18 protein-coding genes are annotated in these 17198 nt (G+C 66.5%); 8 read left to right on the top strand and 10 right to left on the bottom strand.

The annotated features are described in order from the left end of the window. Nucleotides 1–10 precede the first annotated feature (10 nt). Nucleotides 11–2089 carry a TonB-dependent receptor gene (locus C8K14_RS20655; RefSeq protein ID WP_107718853.1) on the top strand — a complete coding sequence of 693 codons (2079 nt, stop codon included), beginning with the start codon at nt 11–13 and terminating at the stop codon, nt 2087–2089. 2 nt (nt 2090–2091) lie between these two features. Beyond that, nucleotides 2092–3213 carry a PepSY domain-containing protein gene (locus C8K14_RS20650; protein ID WP_199223790.1) on the top strand — a complete coding sequence of 374 codons (1122 nt, stop codon included), beginning with the start codon at nt 2092–2094 and terminating at the stop codon, nt 3211–3213. On the opposite strand, the gene C8K14_RS20645 is transcribed toward C8K14_RS20650, so the two are convergent. Further along, nucleotides 3185–3781 carry a TlpA disulfide reductase family protein gene (locus tag C8K14_RS20645; protein ID WP_233251173.1) on the bottom strand — a complete coding sequence of 199 codons (597 nt, stop codon included), beginning with the start codon at nt 3779–3781 and terminating at the stop codon, nt 3185–3187. The two genes, C8K14_RS20650 and C8K14_RS20645, sit on opposite strands and share 29 nt — an antisense overlap. A gap of 25 nt (nt 3782–3806) precedes the next feature. Here C8K14_RS20645 and argH point away from each other — a divergent pair, with 25 nt between their 5' ends. Genes argH through C8K14_RS20625 form a run of 4 tightly spaced genes read left to right on the top strand, consistent with a single transcriptional unit; the run spans nt 3807 to nt 7557 of the window. Continuing rightward, the gene (gene argH, locus C8K14_RS20640) at nt 3807–5183 is read left to right on the top strand and encodes an argininosuccinate lyase (protein ID WP_107718847.1); all 1377 of its coding nucleotides are present in this window, start codon (nt 3807–3809) and stop codon (nt 5181–5183) included. A gap of 4 nt (nt 5184–5187) precedes the next feature. After that, nucleotides 5188–5454: a hypothetical protein gene (locus C8K14_RS20635; RefSeq protein ID WP_107718845.1), complete on the top strand. Its 267-nt coding sequence runs from the start codon at nt 5188–5190 to the stop codon at nt 5452–5454. 32 nt (nt 5455–5486) lie between these two features. Further along, nucleotides 5487–6746 (top strand): diaminopimelate decarboxylase, encoded by a 1260-nt coding sequence (lysA, locus tag C8K14_RS20630; protein WP_107718843.1) that lies wholly within the window; start codon nt 5487–5489, stop codon nt 6744–6746. A 31-nt stretch (nt 6747–6777) separates the two neighbouring features. Continuing rightward, nucleotides 6778–7557, top strand: a complete 780-nt coding sequence (locus C8K14_RS20625) for a bifunctional precorrin-2 dehydrogenase/sirohydrochlorin ferrochelatase (protein WP_107718841.1) — start codon at nt 6778–6780, stop codon at nt 7555–7557. Between the two features lie 18 nt (nt 7558–7575). Here the strand turns inward: C8K14_RS20625 and C8K14_RS20620 are convergent, their stop codons facing one another. The 9 genes from C8K14_RS20620 to pyrE are packed head-to-tail and all read right to left on the bottom strand — an operon-like array spanning nt 7576 to nt 13956. Next, entirely contained in the window at nt 7576–8001 is a 426-nt protein-coding gene (locus tag C8K14_RS20620; protein WP_107718839.1) for a PaaI family thioesterase, read from the bottom strand. Next, on the bottom strand, nt 7998–8459 hold the full coding sequence (locus tag C8K14_RS20615; RefSeq protein ID WP_107718837.1) for a PaaI family thioesterase: 462 nt from the start codon (nt 8457–8459) through the stop codon (nt 7998–8000). The genes C8K14_RS20620 and C8K14_RS20615 overlap by 4 nt, the downstream gene beginning before the upstream one ends. A 48-nt stretch (nt 8460–8507) precedes the next feature. Beyond that, entirely contained in the window at nt 8508–8975 is a 468-nt protein-coding gene (gene ruvX, locus C8K14_RS20610) for a Holliday junction resolvase RuvX (RefSeq protein ID WP_022676863.1), read from the bottom strand. Next, nucleotides 8972–10102 (bottom strand): DUF3089 domain-containing protein, encoded by a 1131-nt coding sequence (locus C8K14_RS20605; RefSeq protein ID WP_158271987.1) that lies wholly within the window; start codon nt 10100–10102, stop codon nt 8972–8974. The genes ruvX and C8K14_RS20605 overlap by 4 nt, the downstream gene beginning before the upstream one ends. A gap of 4 nt (nt 10103–10106) precedes the next feature. Then, nucleotides 10107–11240: an AI-2E family transporter gene (locus C8K14_RS20600; RefSeq protein WP_107718833.1), complete on the bottom strand. Its 1134-nt coding sequence runs from the start codon at nt 11238–11240 to the stop codon at nt 10107–10109. 29 nt (nt 11241–11269) lie between these two features. Beyond that, nucleotides 11270–12148, bottom strand: a complete 879-nt coding sequence (gene lepB, locus C8K14_RS20595; RefSeq protein ID WP_062788079.1) for a signal peptidase I — start codon at nt 12146–12148, stop codon at nt 11270–11272. Further along, nucleotides 12145–12579: a holo-ACP synthase gene (acpS, locus tag C8K14_RS20590; protein WP_107718831.1), complete on the bottom strand. Its 435-nt coding sequence runs from the start codon at nt 12577–12579 to the stop codon at nt 12145–12147. Before acpS ends, lepB begins: the two co-directional genes overlap by 4 nt. A gap of 31 nt (nt 12580–12610) precedes the next feature. Then, nucleotides 12611–13354, bottom strand: coding sequence for a pyridoxine 5'-phosphate synthase (locus C8K14_RS20585; protein ID WP_028658008.1), 744 nt, complete (start codon nt 13352–13354; stop codon nt 12611–12613). A 17-nt stretch (nt 13355–13371) separates the two neighbouring features. Then, nucleotides 13372–13956 carry an orotate phosphoribosyltransferase gene (gene pyrE, locus C8K14_RS20580; RefSeq protein ID WP_062788075.1) on the bottom strand — a complete coding sequence of 195 codons (585 nt, stop codon included), beginning with the start codon at nt 13954–13956 and terminating at the stop codon, nt 13372–13374. A 284-nt stretch (nt 13957–14240) separates the two neighbouring features. Between pyrE and coxB the strand changes: the two genes are divergently transcribed. Continuing rightward, nucleotides 14241–15137: a cytochrome c oxidase subunit II gene (gene coxB / locus C8K14_RS20575; protein WP_022676870.1), complete on the top strand. Its 897-nt coding sequence runs from the start codon at nt 14241–14243 to the stop codon at nt 15135–15137. 28 nt (nt 15138–15165) lie between these two features. Next, nucleotides 15166–16854: a cytochrome c oxidase subunit I gene (gene ctaD, locus C8K14_RS20570; RefSeq protein ID WP_107718829.1), complete on the top strand. Its 1689-nt coding sequence runs from the start codon at nt 15166–15168 to the stop codon at nt 16852–16854. The last annotated feature ends 344 nt before the right edge of the window (nt 16855–17198 follow it).

The following is a 17198-nucleotide window of genomic DNA, read 5'->3' as shown; positions in this document are numbered from 1 at the left end:
GGATAGTTTCATGCAGATTTCGTGGGGCGCGCTGCCGTGCGCGCTTGTCTTCGCCATGCCCGCGCAGGCCGCAGCGCCAGCGCCAAACGCAGCGCCAGGCCCGGTTGCCGGCAGTGATACCGTCGATACCGGCTTTTCCATCGGGGAACAGATCGTGGTGTCGGCGCGATCGATGGCCGCCTCTTCGCGCAACGTGCTTACTTCGATCGATCGCATGGGCGGCGATGTCGCGCAGAATGCCAACGTCAACTATGCCTGGGAACTGGTCGGCCGCCTGCCGGGCGTGATGCTGACCAACTTCAACCAGGGCACCACCAGCGGCAAGTTCAGCTTTCGCGGCTTCAACGGCGAGGGGGAAATCAACGCGGTCAAGCTGTTGATCGATGGCGTGCCGGCCAACAGCAACGATGGCAACATGCCCTATATCGACAGCGTCTTTCCGCTCGATATCGCCGGGATCGAGGTGGTGCGCGGCACGTCCGATCCGCGCTATGGCCTGCACGCCATAGCCGGCAGCGCCAATATCCAGACGCGGATCGGCGGCAACTACCTGGAAGGCAAGGTTTCAGGCGGCAGCTTCGATACCTATGAGGCGCAGGCCGTAGCCGGGATCGAGCGCGGTGGCTTCAGCCAGAACTATCTGGCGGCCTGGCGGCAGGCCGGCGGGTGGCGCGATCATGGCGCCCTGACGCGGGGCAGCCTGGCGGGCAAGTGGTTCTTCCGCCCCAATGACACCCTGCGCGTGGGCGCGATCGCCCGCTGGTATCGCGGCACGGCCGATGAACCGGGCTATCTCACCCTGGAAAACGCCGCGGCCCATCCGCGCATGACCAATGCCTACAACCAGACCGATGGCGATACCCGCACCGTGGCCCAGGGCAGCCTCCATCTCGACGCCACGTTCAGCGACAGCCTCGATCTTACGGCCAAGGCCTATGCCAACCGGCTGCGCGATGATCGCTACGTCAAATTCTCGGCGGCCACGTCGCAGCAGCGGCGGATGACGGACGAGGACCACTACGGGATCAGCGGCGCGCTGCACTGGCACACGCACGTGGCCGGCACGCCGGTCATGGCCGAACTGGGTGGCGACATGCAGTGGCAGGACAACGTCTCGCGCCGCTACAATACGGTGGCGCGGGTGGTGTCGGCGCAAACGCGCGACCAGGCGTTCACGCTCAATATCGGCGGGGTCTATGGGTTGCTCACCCTGGAGCCGACCCGCTGGCTGACGATCAGCCCGGCCTGGCGGCTCGATTGGGTGGGCGGCACGTTTCACAACCGGCTGGCCGGCACCAACGCGCCGATCAACGCCTATGGCACGATCAGCCAGCCCAAGCTGCAGGTGGCGATCACGCCGGTCGATCAGGTCACGCTCTATGGCAACTATGGCAAGAGCTTCCAGATCGGCACGGGATCGGGCGCATACCTGATCCCGCCGCGCACCACCAACCTGGCGCCCTCGGTCAACGCCGGCTGGGAGGCGGGGATCAAGCTGCGCCCCATGGCCGGGATAGAAACCCGCGTCGCGCTGTGGCTTCAGGATGCCAGCGGCGAGATCAAGCGCAAGCTCAACGATCCGCTGGGCGATAGCGAAAACGTCGGCGCCACCCGCCGGCGCGGAGTGGACGTGCAGGTCAATCTCAAGCCGGTCAACGGCGTGTCGGCCTGGGGCGCGCTGTCGTGGCAAACCTCGCGCATCCGCGTCGCCGATCCGGCCACGCCTGGCTACCTGGGGCACGAGATCGACCATGTGCCGCACTGGCTGTGGTCGGGCGGGGTGGATCTCACCCCGGCCGCGCGCTGGCGCCTGTCGCTCTGGGGCAATGGCCAGTCCAGCTATTGGCTGACCGCGGCCAACGATCCGGCGGTGGGCAAGTTCGGCCAATATGCCGTGTTCAATGCCGAAGTGGCCTTCCGCCCGATCGACAAGCTGGAACTGGCGTTGACGGGCAAGAACCTGCTCAACCGGCGCTATGAATATGTCTGGTACGATGCCACGGTCACGGCGGCGCAAAGCCGCTCTCCCACCGCGCACAGCCCGGCCGAAGGGCTAGGGCTGACCGGTAGCGCGCGCGTGCGGTTCTGATCGTGGCCCGCCGCACCCTTTCGCCGCGCGCCTGGGTGCGGCGGCTTCACCTGTGGCTGGGACTGTCGCTCGGCGCGCTGATGGTCATGGCCGGGATCACCGGCGCGCTGCTGGTCTTTTATGTCGAGATCGACCGCGCGCTGCACCCGGCCGTGCAGGAGACAGCGCGCGCCGGCCCGGTTGATTGGGATCGTGCCGCCGCAACCCTCCATGCCGCGTTCCCCGCCCGCACCGGGCCATGGCGGCTGGAACTGACCGGCAGCGATGGCGCCATTCCGGCGCGCTACTACCATCCGGCAGAGCGGGCCGGTGCTGGCCATGCGCCGCTTCTGGCCTGGCTATCGCCTGATGGCCGCCGCGTGCTGCGCGTCGAATTCTGGGGCGATGGTGGCATGACCTGGATCTATGACCTACACTATTGCCTGCAACTGGGGCCGGTCGGGGGTACGATCTTTGGCTGGGCCGGCCTCGCCCTCGCCTTGCTGTTGCTCAGCGGGATCTGGGCGTGGTGGCCGCGCGGCGGCTGGGCCAAGGCGCTGCGGTTCAAGCCGCGCGCCGCGCCGGTGCGCCGGCTCTATGACTGGCACAAGCTGGCCGGCCTGGCCGGTGCGCCGCTGCTCCTGCTGCTCACGCTTACCGGCGTCATGCTTGCCCTGCCGCAGGAAACCGGCCACCTGCTGCGGCCCGTGCTGGGCAGCGCGCAAGGCGTGCCGGGCCAGATCGCAGATGGCGCCCCCGGCACGCCCGATATCGCCGTGTCCCGTGCGGTGGCCCTGGCTCAGGCGGCCTTGCCCGGCGCGCGCGCAGTCTGGGTCGAACTGCCAGGGCAGGGGCAGGGCACCTATCGCGTCCGCCTGGCCCAGGTGGCTGATCCGTCCCCTCGTTTTCCGCATAGCTGGGCCGTGATCGACCGGCATGGCGGAGCCGTGCTTGGCGTGGCCAATGTGGCGCAGGGCGGGCCGATGGACGTGCTGCTCAAGTGGCTGCATCCGTTACACGACGGCTCTGCCGCCGGGCTGCCGTTGCGCATGCTGGTGGTCGCGGCCGGGCTGGTGCCGGCCGCGCTCTACCTCACCGGGCTGTGGCGCTGGTGGCTCAGGCGCCGCCCTGGGTTGCGGCCTTGATCAGGGCGGCGGCATCGGCCCCAGTCCAGTCGAACGCGCCCACCACGCGGCCCACTTCCTTGCCTTTCGCGTCATAGACCACGGTCGTGGGCAAGACGCCGGTGCCATAGTGGAACGACAGGTCGTTGTCGGGGTCGAGCAGCATCTGCACATGGGCCAGGCCATGCTCGGCCTTGAAGCCCTTGACCTTGTCGACCTGCCCGGTGGTATCCTGCGAGACGGTCAGCACGCGCAGACCGCCGGCGGCCAGCTTGTCGAGCGTGGGCATTTCCACCACGCAGGGGCCGCACCAGGTGGCCCACAGATTGATCAGCACGGGCTTGCCGGCCAGGTCTTTGGCGTTGATCTTGCCGCCTTCGGGCGTGGCCAAGGCAAAGGCGGGCATGGCCGAACCCTTGTGGCTGAGATCGACCTTGCCGGCGGCGGGTGCAGCGTCGCCACCCCCAGCATCCGCAGTAGCGGCGCTGGACGGTTGCGCCGGCGGGTTTGCTTGCCTATCGCAGCCGCCAAGCGTGGCTGCGGCCAGCGCACCCAGAATCAACGACAGATAGGGCGGACGAGCGGACATGAGTGGCAATTCGGGCTCCAACCAGATGTGGGGCGGGCGTTTCGCCGCCGGCCCTTCGGCCATCATGCGCGAGATTAACGCCTCGATCCCGTTCGACAAGGCGCTGTGGCGCCAGGATATCGCCGCGTCAAAGGCCCATGTGGACATGTTGGCCACCCAAGGCATCGTGGAAGCGCAGGATGCCGCGCTGATCGCCCAGGGGCTGGATCAGGTGGCGGGCGAATACGAAGCCAATGGCGTGCCCGAAGACTGGGACCTTGAAGACATCCACATGACCACCGAAAGCCGGCTGGCCGAACTGATCGGCCCGGCGGCGGGGCGCCTGCACACCGCGCGCAGCCGCAACGATCAGGTGGCCACCGATTTCCGCCTGTGGGTGCGCGATGCGATCGACCAGGTCGATTCGGGCCTGCTCGCCCTGCAGACCGCGCTGGTGGCGCGCGCGGGCGAGCATGCCGGCTCGATCATGCCCGGCTTCACCCATCTGCAGACCGCGCAGCCGGTGACGCTGGGCCACCACCTCATGGCCTATTACGAGATGATCGGCCGCGATCGCTCGCGCTTTGCCGATGCGCGCGCGCGCATGAACCGCTCGCCGCTGGGCGCCGCGGCGCTGGCCGGCACCGGCTTTCCCATCGACCGTTTCCGCACGGCGCAAGCGCTGGGTTTCGACGGACCGACCGACAACAGCCTCGATTCGGTATCCGACCGCGATTTCGCCCTGGATTACCTGATGGCCGCGGCGCAGTGCTCGCTGCACCTCTCGCGCCTGGCCGAGGAATTCATCATCTGGGCCAGCCAGCCGTTTGGCTTCGTTGCCCTGCCCGACAGCCTGTCGACCGGCAGCTCGATCATGCCGCAGAAGAAGAATCCCGATGCGGCCGAACTGGTGCGCGGCCATTCGGGCCGGATCGTCGGCTGCCTGACGGCGCTGATGATCACCATGAAAGGCCTGCCGCTCGCCTATTCCAAGGACATGCAGGACGACAAGCCGCCGGTGTTCGAGGCGGCCAGCCTGCTGGCGCTGTCGATCGCGGCGATGACCGGCATGGTGGCCGAGGCGCGCTTCCGCACCGATCGCATGCGGGGCGCTGCCGAACTGGGCTATGCCACGGCGACGGACCTGGCCGACTGGCTGGTGCGTCAGGCCAATATTCCCTTCCGCGAGGCACACCACATCACGGGGAGCGCTGTGAAACTGGCAGAAAGCCGGGGAATCGCCCTCGATCAGTTGCCGCTTGCCGATCTCCAAGCCATTGATGCGCGTATCGATGAACGCGTCTATGCCGCGCTTTCGGTCGAAGCATCGGTGGCGGCGCGTTGCAGCCATGGCGGAACTGCCCCGGCCGAGGTAAGGAAGCGTGTGGCCCAGGCGCGTGCAGCGCTTGGCCTGGAGGAGTAATCGCTTGATCCGCCCCACTGCCCCCAAAGCCGCTGGCATTGTGCTCGTTGGTCTTGCTGTCCTGGCCCTTGCCGGGTGCGGCAACAAACGCGAGCTGAAACCGGCGCCGGGGCACGGCCTGCCGCCCGCGCCCTATGGCCGGGAGCAGAGCCGCGGGGCGGACGCGCTGTTGAAAGCGCCGATCCAGGCCAAGCCCGATCGCAACGTGGAATTGCGCAGCCGCTCGCAAGAGCGCGAAGACGACCCGTTCGATCTGCCGCCCGAAGAATAACGCGTTTTCAACGATCATTCTCGAGAGTTTCGATGGACCACTTTCACCAGGTGAACGGCGTGCTGCACGCCGAAGATATTGCCCTGCCCATGCTGGCCGATGCCGTGGGCACGCCGCTCTATGTCTATTCGCGCGCCACGCTGACGCGCCACGCCCGCGTGTTCCGCGATGCGCTGGCGGTCCTGCCGCGCGTCAAGCTGGCCTTTGCGGTCAAGTCCAATCCCAACCTTGCCGTGCTCAAGGTACTGGCCGCCGAAGGCTATGGTGCCGACGTGGTTTCGGGCGGTGAGATGGAGCGCGCCCTGGCAGCCGGCATGGCGGCCGAGGGCATCGTCTTCTCCGGCGTGGGCAAGACCCATGCCGAACTGACCCGCGCGCTGGAGGCTGGCATCGGCCAGTTCAATCTGGAAAGCGAGGAAGAAGGCCTGGAACTGGCGGAAATCGCCGTGGGGCTGGGCAAGACCGCGGCCTGCGCGCTGCGCGTCAACCCTGACGTCGATGCCGGCACGCATGGCAAGATTTCCACCGGCAAGGCGGAAAACAAGTTCGGCGTGCCGTATGATCGCGCTGCCGCGATCTATGCCAGGCTAGCGACCACGCCGGGCCTGGCCATGCGCGGCTTGGCGCTGCATATCGGCAGCCAGCTGTCGCGGCTCGATCCGCTGGAAGCCGCCTTTACCAAGATCGGCCAGCTGATGCAGGCGATCCGTGCGGCCGGCCATGCCGTCACGCACATCGATTTCGGCGGCGGCGTGGGCGTGCCCTACAAGGCCGGGGAAGTCTTTCCCCAGCCAGAAGACTATGCCGCGATGGTCGCCCGCGTGACGCAGGGCTGGGACATTACCGCGATGTTCGAACCCGGCCGCGTGATCACCGGCAACACCGGCGTGCTGATGACGCGGGTGGTGCGGGTGAAGGAAGGCGTCGGCGCCCCGTGGGTGGTGGTCGATGCCGCGATGAACGATCTCGCGCGCCCGGCGCTCTATGATGCCTGGCACGATTTTGCCGCGGTTTCTCCCAATGGCGAAACGATGGAGGCCAATATCGTTGGCCCGATCTGCGAATCGAGCGACACCTTTGCCATGGGCCGCACGATCGATGCGGTTAAGCGCGGCGATCTGGCCGTGTTCCGCACGGCTGGCGCCTATGGCGCGACGATGGCCAACACCTACAATTCGCGGCCCCTCGTGCCCGAAGTGATGGTGGATGGCACGAAGTGGGCGGTGGTGGCCGACCGGATCGAGCCAGCCACGATCCTGGCGGCCGAACGCGTGCCCGAATGGCTGGCCTGACGCCATGCCTGTGACCCGCTAAGCCGCTGCCATGAGCCTGCCCGCGCTGCCCCTGTTCCACCGTATCGCCGGCCAGCCGGTGATCGTGCTGGGCCATGGCGATGCGGCGCAGGCCAAGGCGCGGCTGGTGGAGCGTGCTGGCGGCCAGGTGGTGGATGACCTCGCCCACGGCATCGATATCGGCGCGCGGCTGGCGTTCATCGCCCATGACAGTGCCGATGCCTGCATGGCCGATGCCCTGCGCGCGCGGGGTGCCGGCTTGCTGGTCAATGTGGTGGATCGCCCGGCGCTGTGCGATTTCACCACGCCGTCGCTGATCGATCGCAGCCCGGTGGTGGTGGCTGTCGGCACGGCGGGTGCGTCGGCGGGGCTGGCCAAGCACGTGCGGCTGCGGCTGGAACGCGCGCTGCCCCAGGGGCTGGGCGCGCTGGCCGATGCGCTCTTTGCCGCGCGCGATGCCTTGCGCGCGCGCTTTCCCGATGGCGCCGATCGGCGCCGCGCGCTTGATGGCGCCCTGGCAGAGGGCGGCCCGCTCGATCCGATGGTGGAGCATGCACCCGCGGCGGTGGAGGAATGGCTGGCCGGCGCGGCCGAGGTGGCAGCGGCGCACCATGTCATCGTGCTGCGCTCGGGCGATCCGGAAGACCTTACCCTGCGCGAGGCGCGCCTTCTGGGCATGGCCGATGCCGTGGTGGCCGATGCCGCTGTGCCGCTGGCTATCCTGGTGCGCGCACGCGCCGATGCGCAACGCCTGCCGCCCGGCGCAGCGTTGCCCTCCGGCCTGACCGTGGAACTGCGCCTGCCCGGCTGATCAGCACTGCCCCGTTAATCAGCCCTTGGGCGCGGCCAGGTGAAAGTTCATCCAGCAGCTGGCGATCGGCACGGCGCGATCGCTCTGCCAGGCTTCTACACGCACATTCGCCACGCGCCGCCCGGCGCGCACCACCTGGCCTATGGCGTAGACCGGCTGTGGCAGCCCGGCGCGCAGGTATTCGATCGAGATGTTGATCGGCTTCATCCGCTGGTTCACCCCGTTCCGCGCCAGATGGGTAGAGAGGGCAGCAAACCCGGCCATTTCCAGCAGCCCGCCAATCGCGCCGCCGTGCAGAAATCCGGGGCGCCCTTCCGAATGCGCGCCGAACTGCATGGTGACGATCGGGCTGCCGTCTTCGTCCGCCGCCAGGGTCATGCCCATGGCCAGGGCAAAGGGCGGCAGGGTGAACAGGACGTTGCCATCGCATTGGCCCTCGCTCATTCGCTGTCTCCCAGCACCATGAAGATGGCGGCAGCGTGGGCCAGCGGATCGGCCATATCCCCATCGTGGGCCAGCGCCCGCACGAACGCCAGGTCGCCGCGCAACTGATAGCATTCCGCGCGCGCGATCACGCTGCGCCCCGGTACGGCTGCCCGGACATAGTCGATGCGCAAGTCCAGCGTGACATGGGGGACGAAGTATCCCCGCCGCGTCCAGATCGCCATCGAGGTGCAATTGTCGAACAGGCTGATGATCGGGCCAGAGGCCAGCACGCCATTGTTGCCCGCTCCCACCAGATCCTCGCGCCAGGGCAATTCGGCTTCGAACCAGTCGGGACCATGGTCGCCATAGCGCATGCCGAGAAAGCCGCCGTGGCCCAGCTTGCTCAGCAGTTCGCCCGCCACTGCCGGATCAAAGGGGCCCTGCTTGCGCCAGGTGAAAGGTTCGTGTTCTGCCATCGCTGTTCCTTGCCGCAATGTCGACCGGGGTTCAACTGATTGGTTAAATCACAGCACCCCGCCGGCCAGCGTGTCGATCGCGGCCTGCAGGATCAGCGCGGCGGCATGCGAATCGATGCGCTGGGCGCGCTTGGCCCGGCTGAAATCCTGCTCGATCATCGTGCGCTCGGCCGCCTGCGTCGACCAGCGCTCGTCCCACATCAGGATGGGCAGGCCCAGGTCTTCCAGATTGCGCGCCATGGCGCGGGCCGATTGGCTGCGCGGGCCATTGCTGCCATCCATGTTGAGCGGCAGGCCGATGACCAGGCCCTTGACCCCGCGCTGCGCGATGATGTCGGCCAAGGCTGCCTTGTCCTGGGCAAACTTGCGGCGGATCACGGTCTGCCCGGCGGTGGCAAAGTGCCAGCCGGCATCGCACAGCGCCACGCCGATGGTCTTGGTGCCAGGGTCTAATCCCATCAGCACCCCGCCCATCGGCAGGGCGGCGCGCAGGTCGGCGACATTTTGGGTGATCATTGGGTTCCTCCGTCCCGGGCCTGGTGCCACGCGGCGCTGCGACGCAGGGCATCGGCGCGCAGGTTGGCCCAGAACAGCGGGATATCGTAGACATGGTAGGTGTTGCCCGGCAGCACGAACAGCCCGATGTGCGGCGGCGGCCCGATCAGCAACAGTCCGCGCGCATCGCACCGCGCCGGCACGAGGCCAGCTACCAGCGGCCCGGCGCGCTCGGTCTCGCTGTCGTTTGCATCGGGCAGCAGCGTGCCGCGGTTGGCCTTGCGCGTGGCAACGCCGCCTTGCGTGCCGGTCAGCGGATTGACGCAGATCAGCGGGCCCTGGCCGGGCGCGTGATCCGGCCAGCGGTGATAGGCGCCGATCAGCAGGGTGGGATCGGCCGGTTCGGCAAAGCTGAGCCAGCCGACCAGGCATCCTGCCTGATCGGGCGCCGTACACGGGGCAAAGCCGGTTTCCGCCGCAGCCGTTGCCGCCACGATGGGCCAGCCGATGGCATAGGCGGCCACCACGCGCCGGGCCACCGGGCGTCCCTGCACGCTATCGTGCAGCAGGCGGGCCACGGCCCAGGCGCCCTGGCTGTGGCCGGCGATGATGATCGGCGTCTGCGGGGGCAGGGCCGCCAGGAACGCGGCAAAGGCCGCGTGAATGTCTGCATAGGCCAGGTCCATCGCTCGCTGGCGATCGGCACCGTCGGTCAGGAAGGCACCCAACGCGGCCTGGCGATAGCGCGGCACCCATACTGGCCCCACTGCGTTGAACGCGCTGGCCGTGGCCGCCACCAGAATGTTGGCGCGCCGCTGCGAATCGATATCGGCCAGCGGCGCATTCCAGTGGTTGCGGCTGAGATAGGTGGTCGAATGCACGAAGAACACTGCCGTATCCCCGCTGGGCGGGGCGGGTATGCCCGGCGGCAGCCACTGTGCCGGGTCATTGGCCATGCCGGGCCGCGCCAGCCACATCGCAGGATCGGCATAGGCATTGGGCGCTGGCGGTGCGCCCGGCTCGAACGCGTGGATGGGCGCAAAGGCATAGCGCGAGATTTCTGCCGAGCACTGGCGCAACACGCCCAGGCACAGCAAGGCCAGCACCACGAACAGCGCGCCGGCCTGAACCACGCGCTTGATCACCATGGCATCATGTGGCCAGCGCGGGGGTTTCGCCCGGGGCAGTTTCGTCCCGCTCATCGTCGTTGCGCTCGGCCTGCCGTTCCAGGGCGATCTTGATCATCGCCACGATCGGATCGGCCAGCGCCAGGCCCAGGATGCCGAACAGCACGCCAAAGATCAGCTGCGCGCCCAGCACCATCGCCGGGGCAAGGTCGGCGGTCTTCTTGGCCACCATCGGCACGATGATGTTGCCATCCACCGTCTGCACCACGAGGTAGACGATAATGCAGTAGATCCCCATGTCGGTGCCGCCCGAAAAGCCCACCAGCACCATCAGCAGCCCCGAGAGCGGCGCGCCGATATTGGGCAGGAACACCAGCAGCCCGGTCAGAATGCCCAGCAACGCCGACATCGGCACGCCATAGACGGCCAGCAGCAGCCAGGTTGCCAGGCCTTCGGTAAACATGCCGATCATGCGCCCGAACAGCAGCATGCGCAGCGACTTGCCCATGCGTTGCAGCGTCACCTGGAAATGCGGGCGGCGATCGAGCGGGAACAGCCAGGCAAAGCCGCGCCGATAGATGTCCGGCTCCAGCACGAAATAGATGCCCAGGATCACGATCAGGAAAAACGTGGTGAACCCACCGAAAATTCCCCCCAGCGCCTGCGTGACGGGGCCGACGCCGCCGATCACCTGCTCGGCGATCTTGGAGACATCAGCCTGGCCCACGTTGATGCCATGGCCGTGCAGCCAGGTCAGCGTGCGCTGGGCCTGGCCCTGGATGATATGCGGGAATTGCGCCGCCTGGGCTGCGATCTGGTTGCCGGCGAAATAGCCCAGCCACACCAGGAAGCCGACCGCCGCGAGCAGGACCAGTGCGATCCGCAATGCGCGGGGGCCAGGCATGATCCGGCCCAGCAGGCGCTGCCCGCCCTCGATCAGCGAGGCAAATACCACCCCGCCAAAGATCACCAGCAACGGCTGAGCCAGGAACACGGCCAGCACCACCAACGCGGCAATGCCGATCCACACAAAGGCCTTCTTGGCCTCCTGGCGAACCGTATGGTCGGTAATGTCGGTCGGGCCAGGCGCGTTCGCCTTGGTCGTGCCGCCGGCCGGCGGGTTGGCGGAGACAGAAATGGTGTCGGCAGAATCGGACATCGCGCGCAAGCTACCCCCGCAGCAAGAGTTCAGGAAGCCGGAACGAATTGTGGCAGCCCCTGTTCCGCGCGCAGGCTGGTTCCGCCGCGGCCGTGGCGCAGCGCATGCCACCAGGTCGCCGGATTCCAGGTTTCGCTGCCATCCAGGGAAACCGTCACGAACTCGGCCCGGCCACCCACGTCGGCCAGCGGCACTGGGCCGCCCAGGCCCTTGAGCGCCAGCGGTTCGCGGCTGTCAGCGGAATGGTCGCGGTTGTCGCCCATCAGGAAGACATGGCCGGCCGGCACCGTCACCTCGGCATAGTCATCGAGCGGCTGCTGCTCATGGTCGATGATGCGATAGGTCGCGCCATTGGGCAGCGTCTCGCGCAGGATCGGCAGCTCGCAGAATTGCCGGCCCATCGCATCGCGAAAGCGCAGGCCGGGAAAATCGGTGGGGTCGCACGGTTCGTTGGCATCGACCGGCAGATCGAGCGGCGCTTCCACCACCTGCGGCACGGGGCGGCCGTTGAGGATGATCTGGCCATGGACCACGGCGATGCGGTCCCCCGGCAGCGCGACGACTCGCTTGATATAGTCCTCGTTGCTGCCGCGTGGCACCACGATCACGATATCGCCATACTGCGGCGTGGCCGGGAACAGCCGCAGCGACGAGCGCGGCAGTACATGGAACGAGGGCGATACCCACGACCAGCCATAGGGATATTTGGAAACCACCAGCCGATCGCCCACCAGCAGATTGGGCATCATCGACATCGACGGGATGTAGAACGGCTTGGCCAGCAGGCTGTGGAACACCAGGACAGCCAGCAGCATGCCAATCAGGCCGCGCAGTTCCGCCCACCAGTTGACGCGCGCAGGCCGGGCTTCGGCCTGTTCCGGCGGCAGGCCGGTAACGCCGTCGCTCATGCCGTTTCTCCTTCGCCCGAGTGGCCAAGGTCCAGCGCAATGGCCTCGATCACCACGAAGGCCTGGGCCCAGGGATGGTCATCGGTCATCGTCAGGTGCACCACCGCCTTGTGGCCGGGCGGGGTGATCGCGGCCAGCCGTGCCGCCGCGCCGCCGGTCAGCGCCAGGGTCGGCGCCCCCGAAGGCGCGTTGACCACGCCGATGTCCTTCATGAAGACCCCAGCCTTGAAGCCGGTGCCCACCGCCTTGGAATAGGCTTCCTTGGCGGCAAAGCGCTTGGCCAGGGTGCCGGCGCGGGTATAGGGCCGGCGCGCTGCCTTGGCCTGCTCCACCGGAGTGAACACCCGTTCGACAAAGCGATCGCCAAAGCGGTCCAGCGATTGCTGGATACGCTCGATATTGCACAAGTCGGAACCCAGGCCGATGATCATGCAGGGTCTTCCTTCCAGCCGCGTGGCGGGTTCAGCGCACTTCGTCCATCAGCGTGCGCATGCGCCGCACTGCCGCGTCCAGACCCACGAAGATCGCCTCGCCGATCAGGTAATGGCCGATGTTGAGTTCGGCCAGCTGCGGGATGGCCGCCACTGGCTGCACGTTGTCATAGGTCAGGCCATGGCCGGCATGGGGTTCGATGCCGTTCTTGGCGGCCAGCGCGGCCATGTCGGCCAGGCGCTTGAGCTCGACGGCGCGGGCCTCGCCCTCGGCATGGGCATATTCGCCGGTGTGCAGTTCCACCACCGGCGCGCCCAGCTTGATCGCCGCCTCGATCTGTCGCGCGTCCGGCGCGATGAACAGGCTGACGCGGATGCCGGCATCAGCCAGGCGCGACACGATCGGCGCCAGGCGGTTGTGCTGCCCGGCGGCATCGAGCCCGCCCTCGGTCGTGCGTTCCTCGCGGCGCTCGGGCACGATGCAGCAGGCATGGGGCTTGTGGCGCAGGGCAATCGCCAGCATTTCGTCGGTCGCGGCCATTTCCAGGTTCAGCGGCAGGTTGGTCGCCGCCTGGATGCGTGCCAGGTCCTCGTCGCGAATATGGCGGCGGTCCTCGCGCAGATGGGCCGTGATCCCGTCACCGCCCACGTCGGCCACGATCTGCGCGGCGCGCACCGGATCGGGATGGTCACCGCCGCGCGCATTGCGGATGGTGGCCACGTGATCGATGTTGACGCCCAGTCGCAGCCGGGCGGGCGTGAACAGTTCGCTCACCGCCATATTCTCCTGTCTTACGGTTGTGCCCGGCTGCCGGGCTTGATCGCGGGCACTGCGGCCAGCGCGGGCGGCAGTTCATCGGGCGCATAGGTCGGGAAATTGAGGGAGACGAGCGGATAGAACGGCACACCCAGGTCCACCGCGCCGGCCGACCTGTCGACCAGGGCCGCCTCGGCGATCACCACGCCGCCGGCTTCTTCCACGGCCTTGATCGCCTCGCGGCTCGACAGGCCAGTGGTGACGACGTCTTCGACCATCAGCACCTTTTCGCCCGGCGTCAGGGTAAACCCGCGGCGCAGTTCGAACGTGCCGGTTGGCCGTTCCACGAACACCGCTTCCACGCCCAGCGCACGGCCCATTTCGTGGCCGATGATCACCCCGCCCATGGCCGGGGCCACCACCTTGGCAATCTGCTGGCGCACGTCGCGCGGCAACTTGGCGGCCAGCGCGCTGGCCAGGCGCGAGGCGCGCATCGGGTCCATCAGCACGCGCGCGCACTGCAGGTAGTGGGCGCTGTGGCGGCCCGAAGAGAGCAGGAAATGCCCTTCAAGCAAGGCCTGGCTGGCACGGAATTCGGAAAGGATGTCTTCTTCCTGCATGGCTCTGGTTCGCTGGTCCTGCCTGTTCGCCGTCTTGGCGTGCTGGGGTTTGCCCTGTGCCATGGGCGCTGGCGCGGCAGGGGGCAAGGGTTTTTCGCCCAGTGGCAGGCCTGCGGCGGGCGGGCTTGAACCAAGGGGCAATGCTTTCCTGTCGCCTTGGTGAACGTCTCAACTTGTGGCTCAGGACAAGGCCGCGTATAGCCGGGTTCAATCGAGGGAATTACAATCAGTGCACGCAGACCTCGAAACTGGCGTGTACGCGGGGAAGAGCGGAACAAGCGACGATGAGTCCAATCGAATTCGTCCGCCATGCGGGCACAGCGTTTCGGACCGCCGGTCATGTCCTGGCAGGCATTGCAGCAACAACCGCAGCCGCGGCGCCTTCGCTGGCGCTGGCTGCCGCCACCTATGTCCCGGCCAAGCCGGTGCCCGGCAAGGGGCAACCCGTTCCGGGTGGCTGGACCTTCCAGGACCAGTATTCGCCGATCGGCCAGGAAGCGCTGAAAATGCACGATTACCTGCTGATGCCGGTAATCACGGTCATTGTCCTGCTGGTCCTGTTCCTGCTCATTGCGGTGATGGCCAAGTTCAACCGCCGCGCCAACCCGGTGGCCTCCAAGACCAGTCACAACACCTTGATCGAGGTGATCTGGACCCTGGTTCCGGTGCTCGTCCTGGTAGTGATCGCGGTCCCCTCGATTCGCCTGCTCGCCCACCAGTACGAGCCTGCGCCCAAGGGCGCACTGACCGTCAAGGTCACCGGCTATCAGTGGTACTGGGGCTATACCTATCCCGACAACGGCGGGTTCGAGGTGATCTCCAACATGCTGCCGCCGGCCGAGGCCATCAAGCGTGGCGAGCCGCCGCAGCTTGCCGCTGACAACCGCATGGTCGTTCCGGCCGGGGTGCCGATTCGCCTGCAGACCACCGGGTCTGACGTGATCCACTCGTTCTCCGTGCCCTCGCTCTGGTTCAAGCTGGATGCCGTCCCGGGCCGGATCAACGAAAAGGTCATGATGATCAACAAGCCCGGCGTCTATTACGGCCAGTGCTCCGAACTGTGCGGCGCGCGCCACGGCTACATGCCGATCGTGGTCGAAGCCGTGACCAAGCCCCAGTTCGACGCCTGGATCAAGAGCCAGGGCGGTACGGTGGGCGGCGCAGCCGCTCCGGCCGCCTGAACGACAATCGGAAAGAGGATCGCCCGATATGGCCACCATTCCCGCCGATCATGAAAGTTTCGATGCGCATCACGACCATGCGCATGATCACGATCACAAGCCCAGCTTCTTCGCGCGCTGGTTCATGTCCACCAACCACAAGGACATCGGCACGCTCTATCTGATTTTCGCGGTCTTCGCCGGCGTTGTCGGCGGCGCGATCTCGGGCATCATGCGCGCCGAACTGGCGCATCCCGGCATCCAGTACCTCGGGTTCTGGACTCGGTTCGTCGGCGGTGATGGCGCCGATCTCAACCAGACGCTGCACATGTGGAACGTGCTGATCACCGCACACGGCCTGATCATGGTGTTCTTCATGGTCATGCCGGCGCTGATCGGCGGGTTCGGCAACTGGTTCGTGCCGATCATGATCGGTGCGCCCGACATGGCCTTCCCGCGCATGAACAACATTTCGTTCTGGCTGACTTTCTCGGGCTTCTGCTCGCTGATGATCTCGCCGTTCATGCCCGGTGGCACTGGCCATGGCGCGGGCACCGGCTGGACTGTCTATGCACCGCTTTCCACATCGGGATCGGTCGGTCCGGCGGTCGATTTCGCGATCTTCTCGTTGCACTTGGCCGGGGCTGGCTCGATCCTCGGGGCGGTGAACTTCATCACCACCATTTTCAACATGCGCGCGCCGGGTATGACCCTGCACAAGATGCCGCTGTTCGTGTGGTCGGTTCTCGTCACCGCGTTCCTGCTGCTGCTCGCCCTGCCGGTGCTGGCTGCGGCCATCACCATGCTGATCACCGACCGCAACTTCGGCACGACGTTCTTCGATCCGGCCGGCGGCGGTGACCCGATCCTCTACCAGCACCTGTTCTGGTTCTTCGGCCACCCCGAAGTCTACATCATGATCCTGCCGGGCTTCGGCATCATCAGCCAGATCATCTCGACCTTCTCGCGCAAGCCGGTGTTCGGCTATCTCGGCATGGCCTATGCCATGGTCGCCATCGGTCTCGTCGGGTTCATCGTGTGGGCCCACCACATGTACACCACCGGCCTCGACGTGAACACGAAGATGTATTTCACGGCCGCGACGATGGTCATCGCCGTGCCCACCGGGATCAAGATCTTCTCGTGGATCGCCACGATGTGGGGCGGGTCAATCGAGTTCAAGTCGCCCATGGTCTGGGCCATCGGCTTCATCTTCCTGTTCACCGTGGGTGGCGTCACCGGCGTGGTGCTCGCCAACGGCGGCATCGACGACAATCTCCAGGATACCTACTACGTCGTCGCCCACTTCCACTACGTGCTGTCGCTCGGCGCGGTCACGTCGCTCTTTGCCGGGTTCTTCTACTGGTTCCCCAAGATGAGCGGCCGCATGCACTCCGAGTTCCTCAGCCACCTGCAGTTCTGGGTGTTCTTCATCGGGGTGAACCTGATCTTCTTCCCGATGCACTTCCTGGGCGTGCAGGGCATGCCGCGCCGCTATCCCGATTACGCTCCCGCGTTCGAGTACTGGAACCACATCGCCACGATCGGCTACATGATCATGGCCGTGTCGATCGTGATTTTCCTGGTGAACATCATCTACGCCTTCGTCGCCGGCAAGAAGGCTGCGCCGAACTATTGGGGTGAAGGCGCCACGACGCTGGAATGGACTCTGTCCAGCCCGCCGCCGTTCCACCAGTTCGAAACGCTGCCGGTGATCGAGGATACCCCGCATCACTGATCGCCAGAGGGCGAGTGCAATTGATCAAACCCCGCAGCGCAAGCTGCGGGGTTTTTTCGTTTCTTTTTGCGCAGTCTGAACGGGAAGGGCGCCGGAAACGGCGAATCACAACGGTGATTCTCCCGGCATGTTTCGCTTCAGCCATGGTAAAATGCAGAAAAATTTCGCGCTAAAACGCCCATGACACCGGGGTTTTACGGTCAGTCTGCGCCCCTGTGGAAAAATGGCCGTTGACGGTTTGGGCAGTGCTCCATATATGCCGCTTCACCGATGCGGTGCAGCCGGTTTTTCCGGCGGCTTGGTTGTCTCCAGGTTATGCTGAATTGGTCGCCAGATAGCTACGG

This window comes from Novosphingobium sp. GV079, assembly GCF_003058045.1.
In the GTDB taxonomy this organism is placed as follows: domain Bacteria; phylum Pseudomonadota; class Alphaproteobacteria; order Sphingomonadales; family Sphingomonadaceae; genus Novosphingobium; species Novosphingobium capsulatum.
This window is presented reverse-complemented; position numbering and strand designations above follow the sequence as displayed.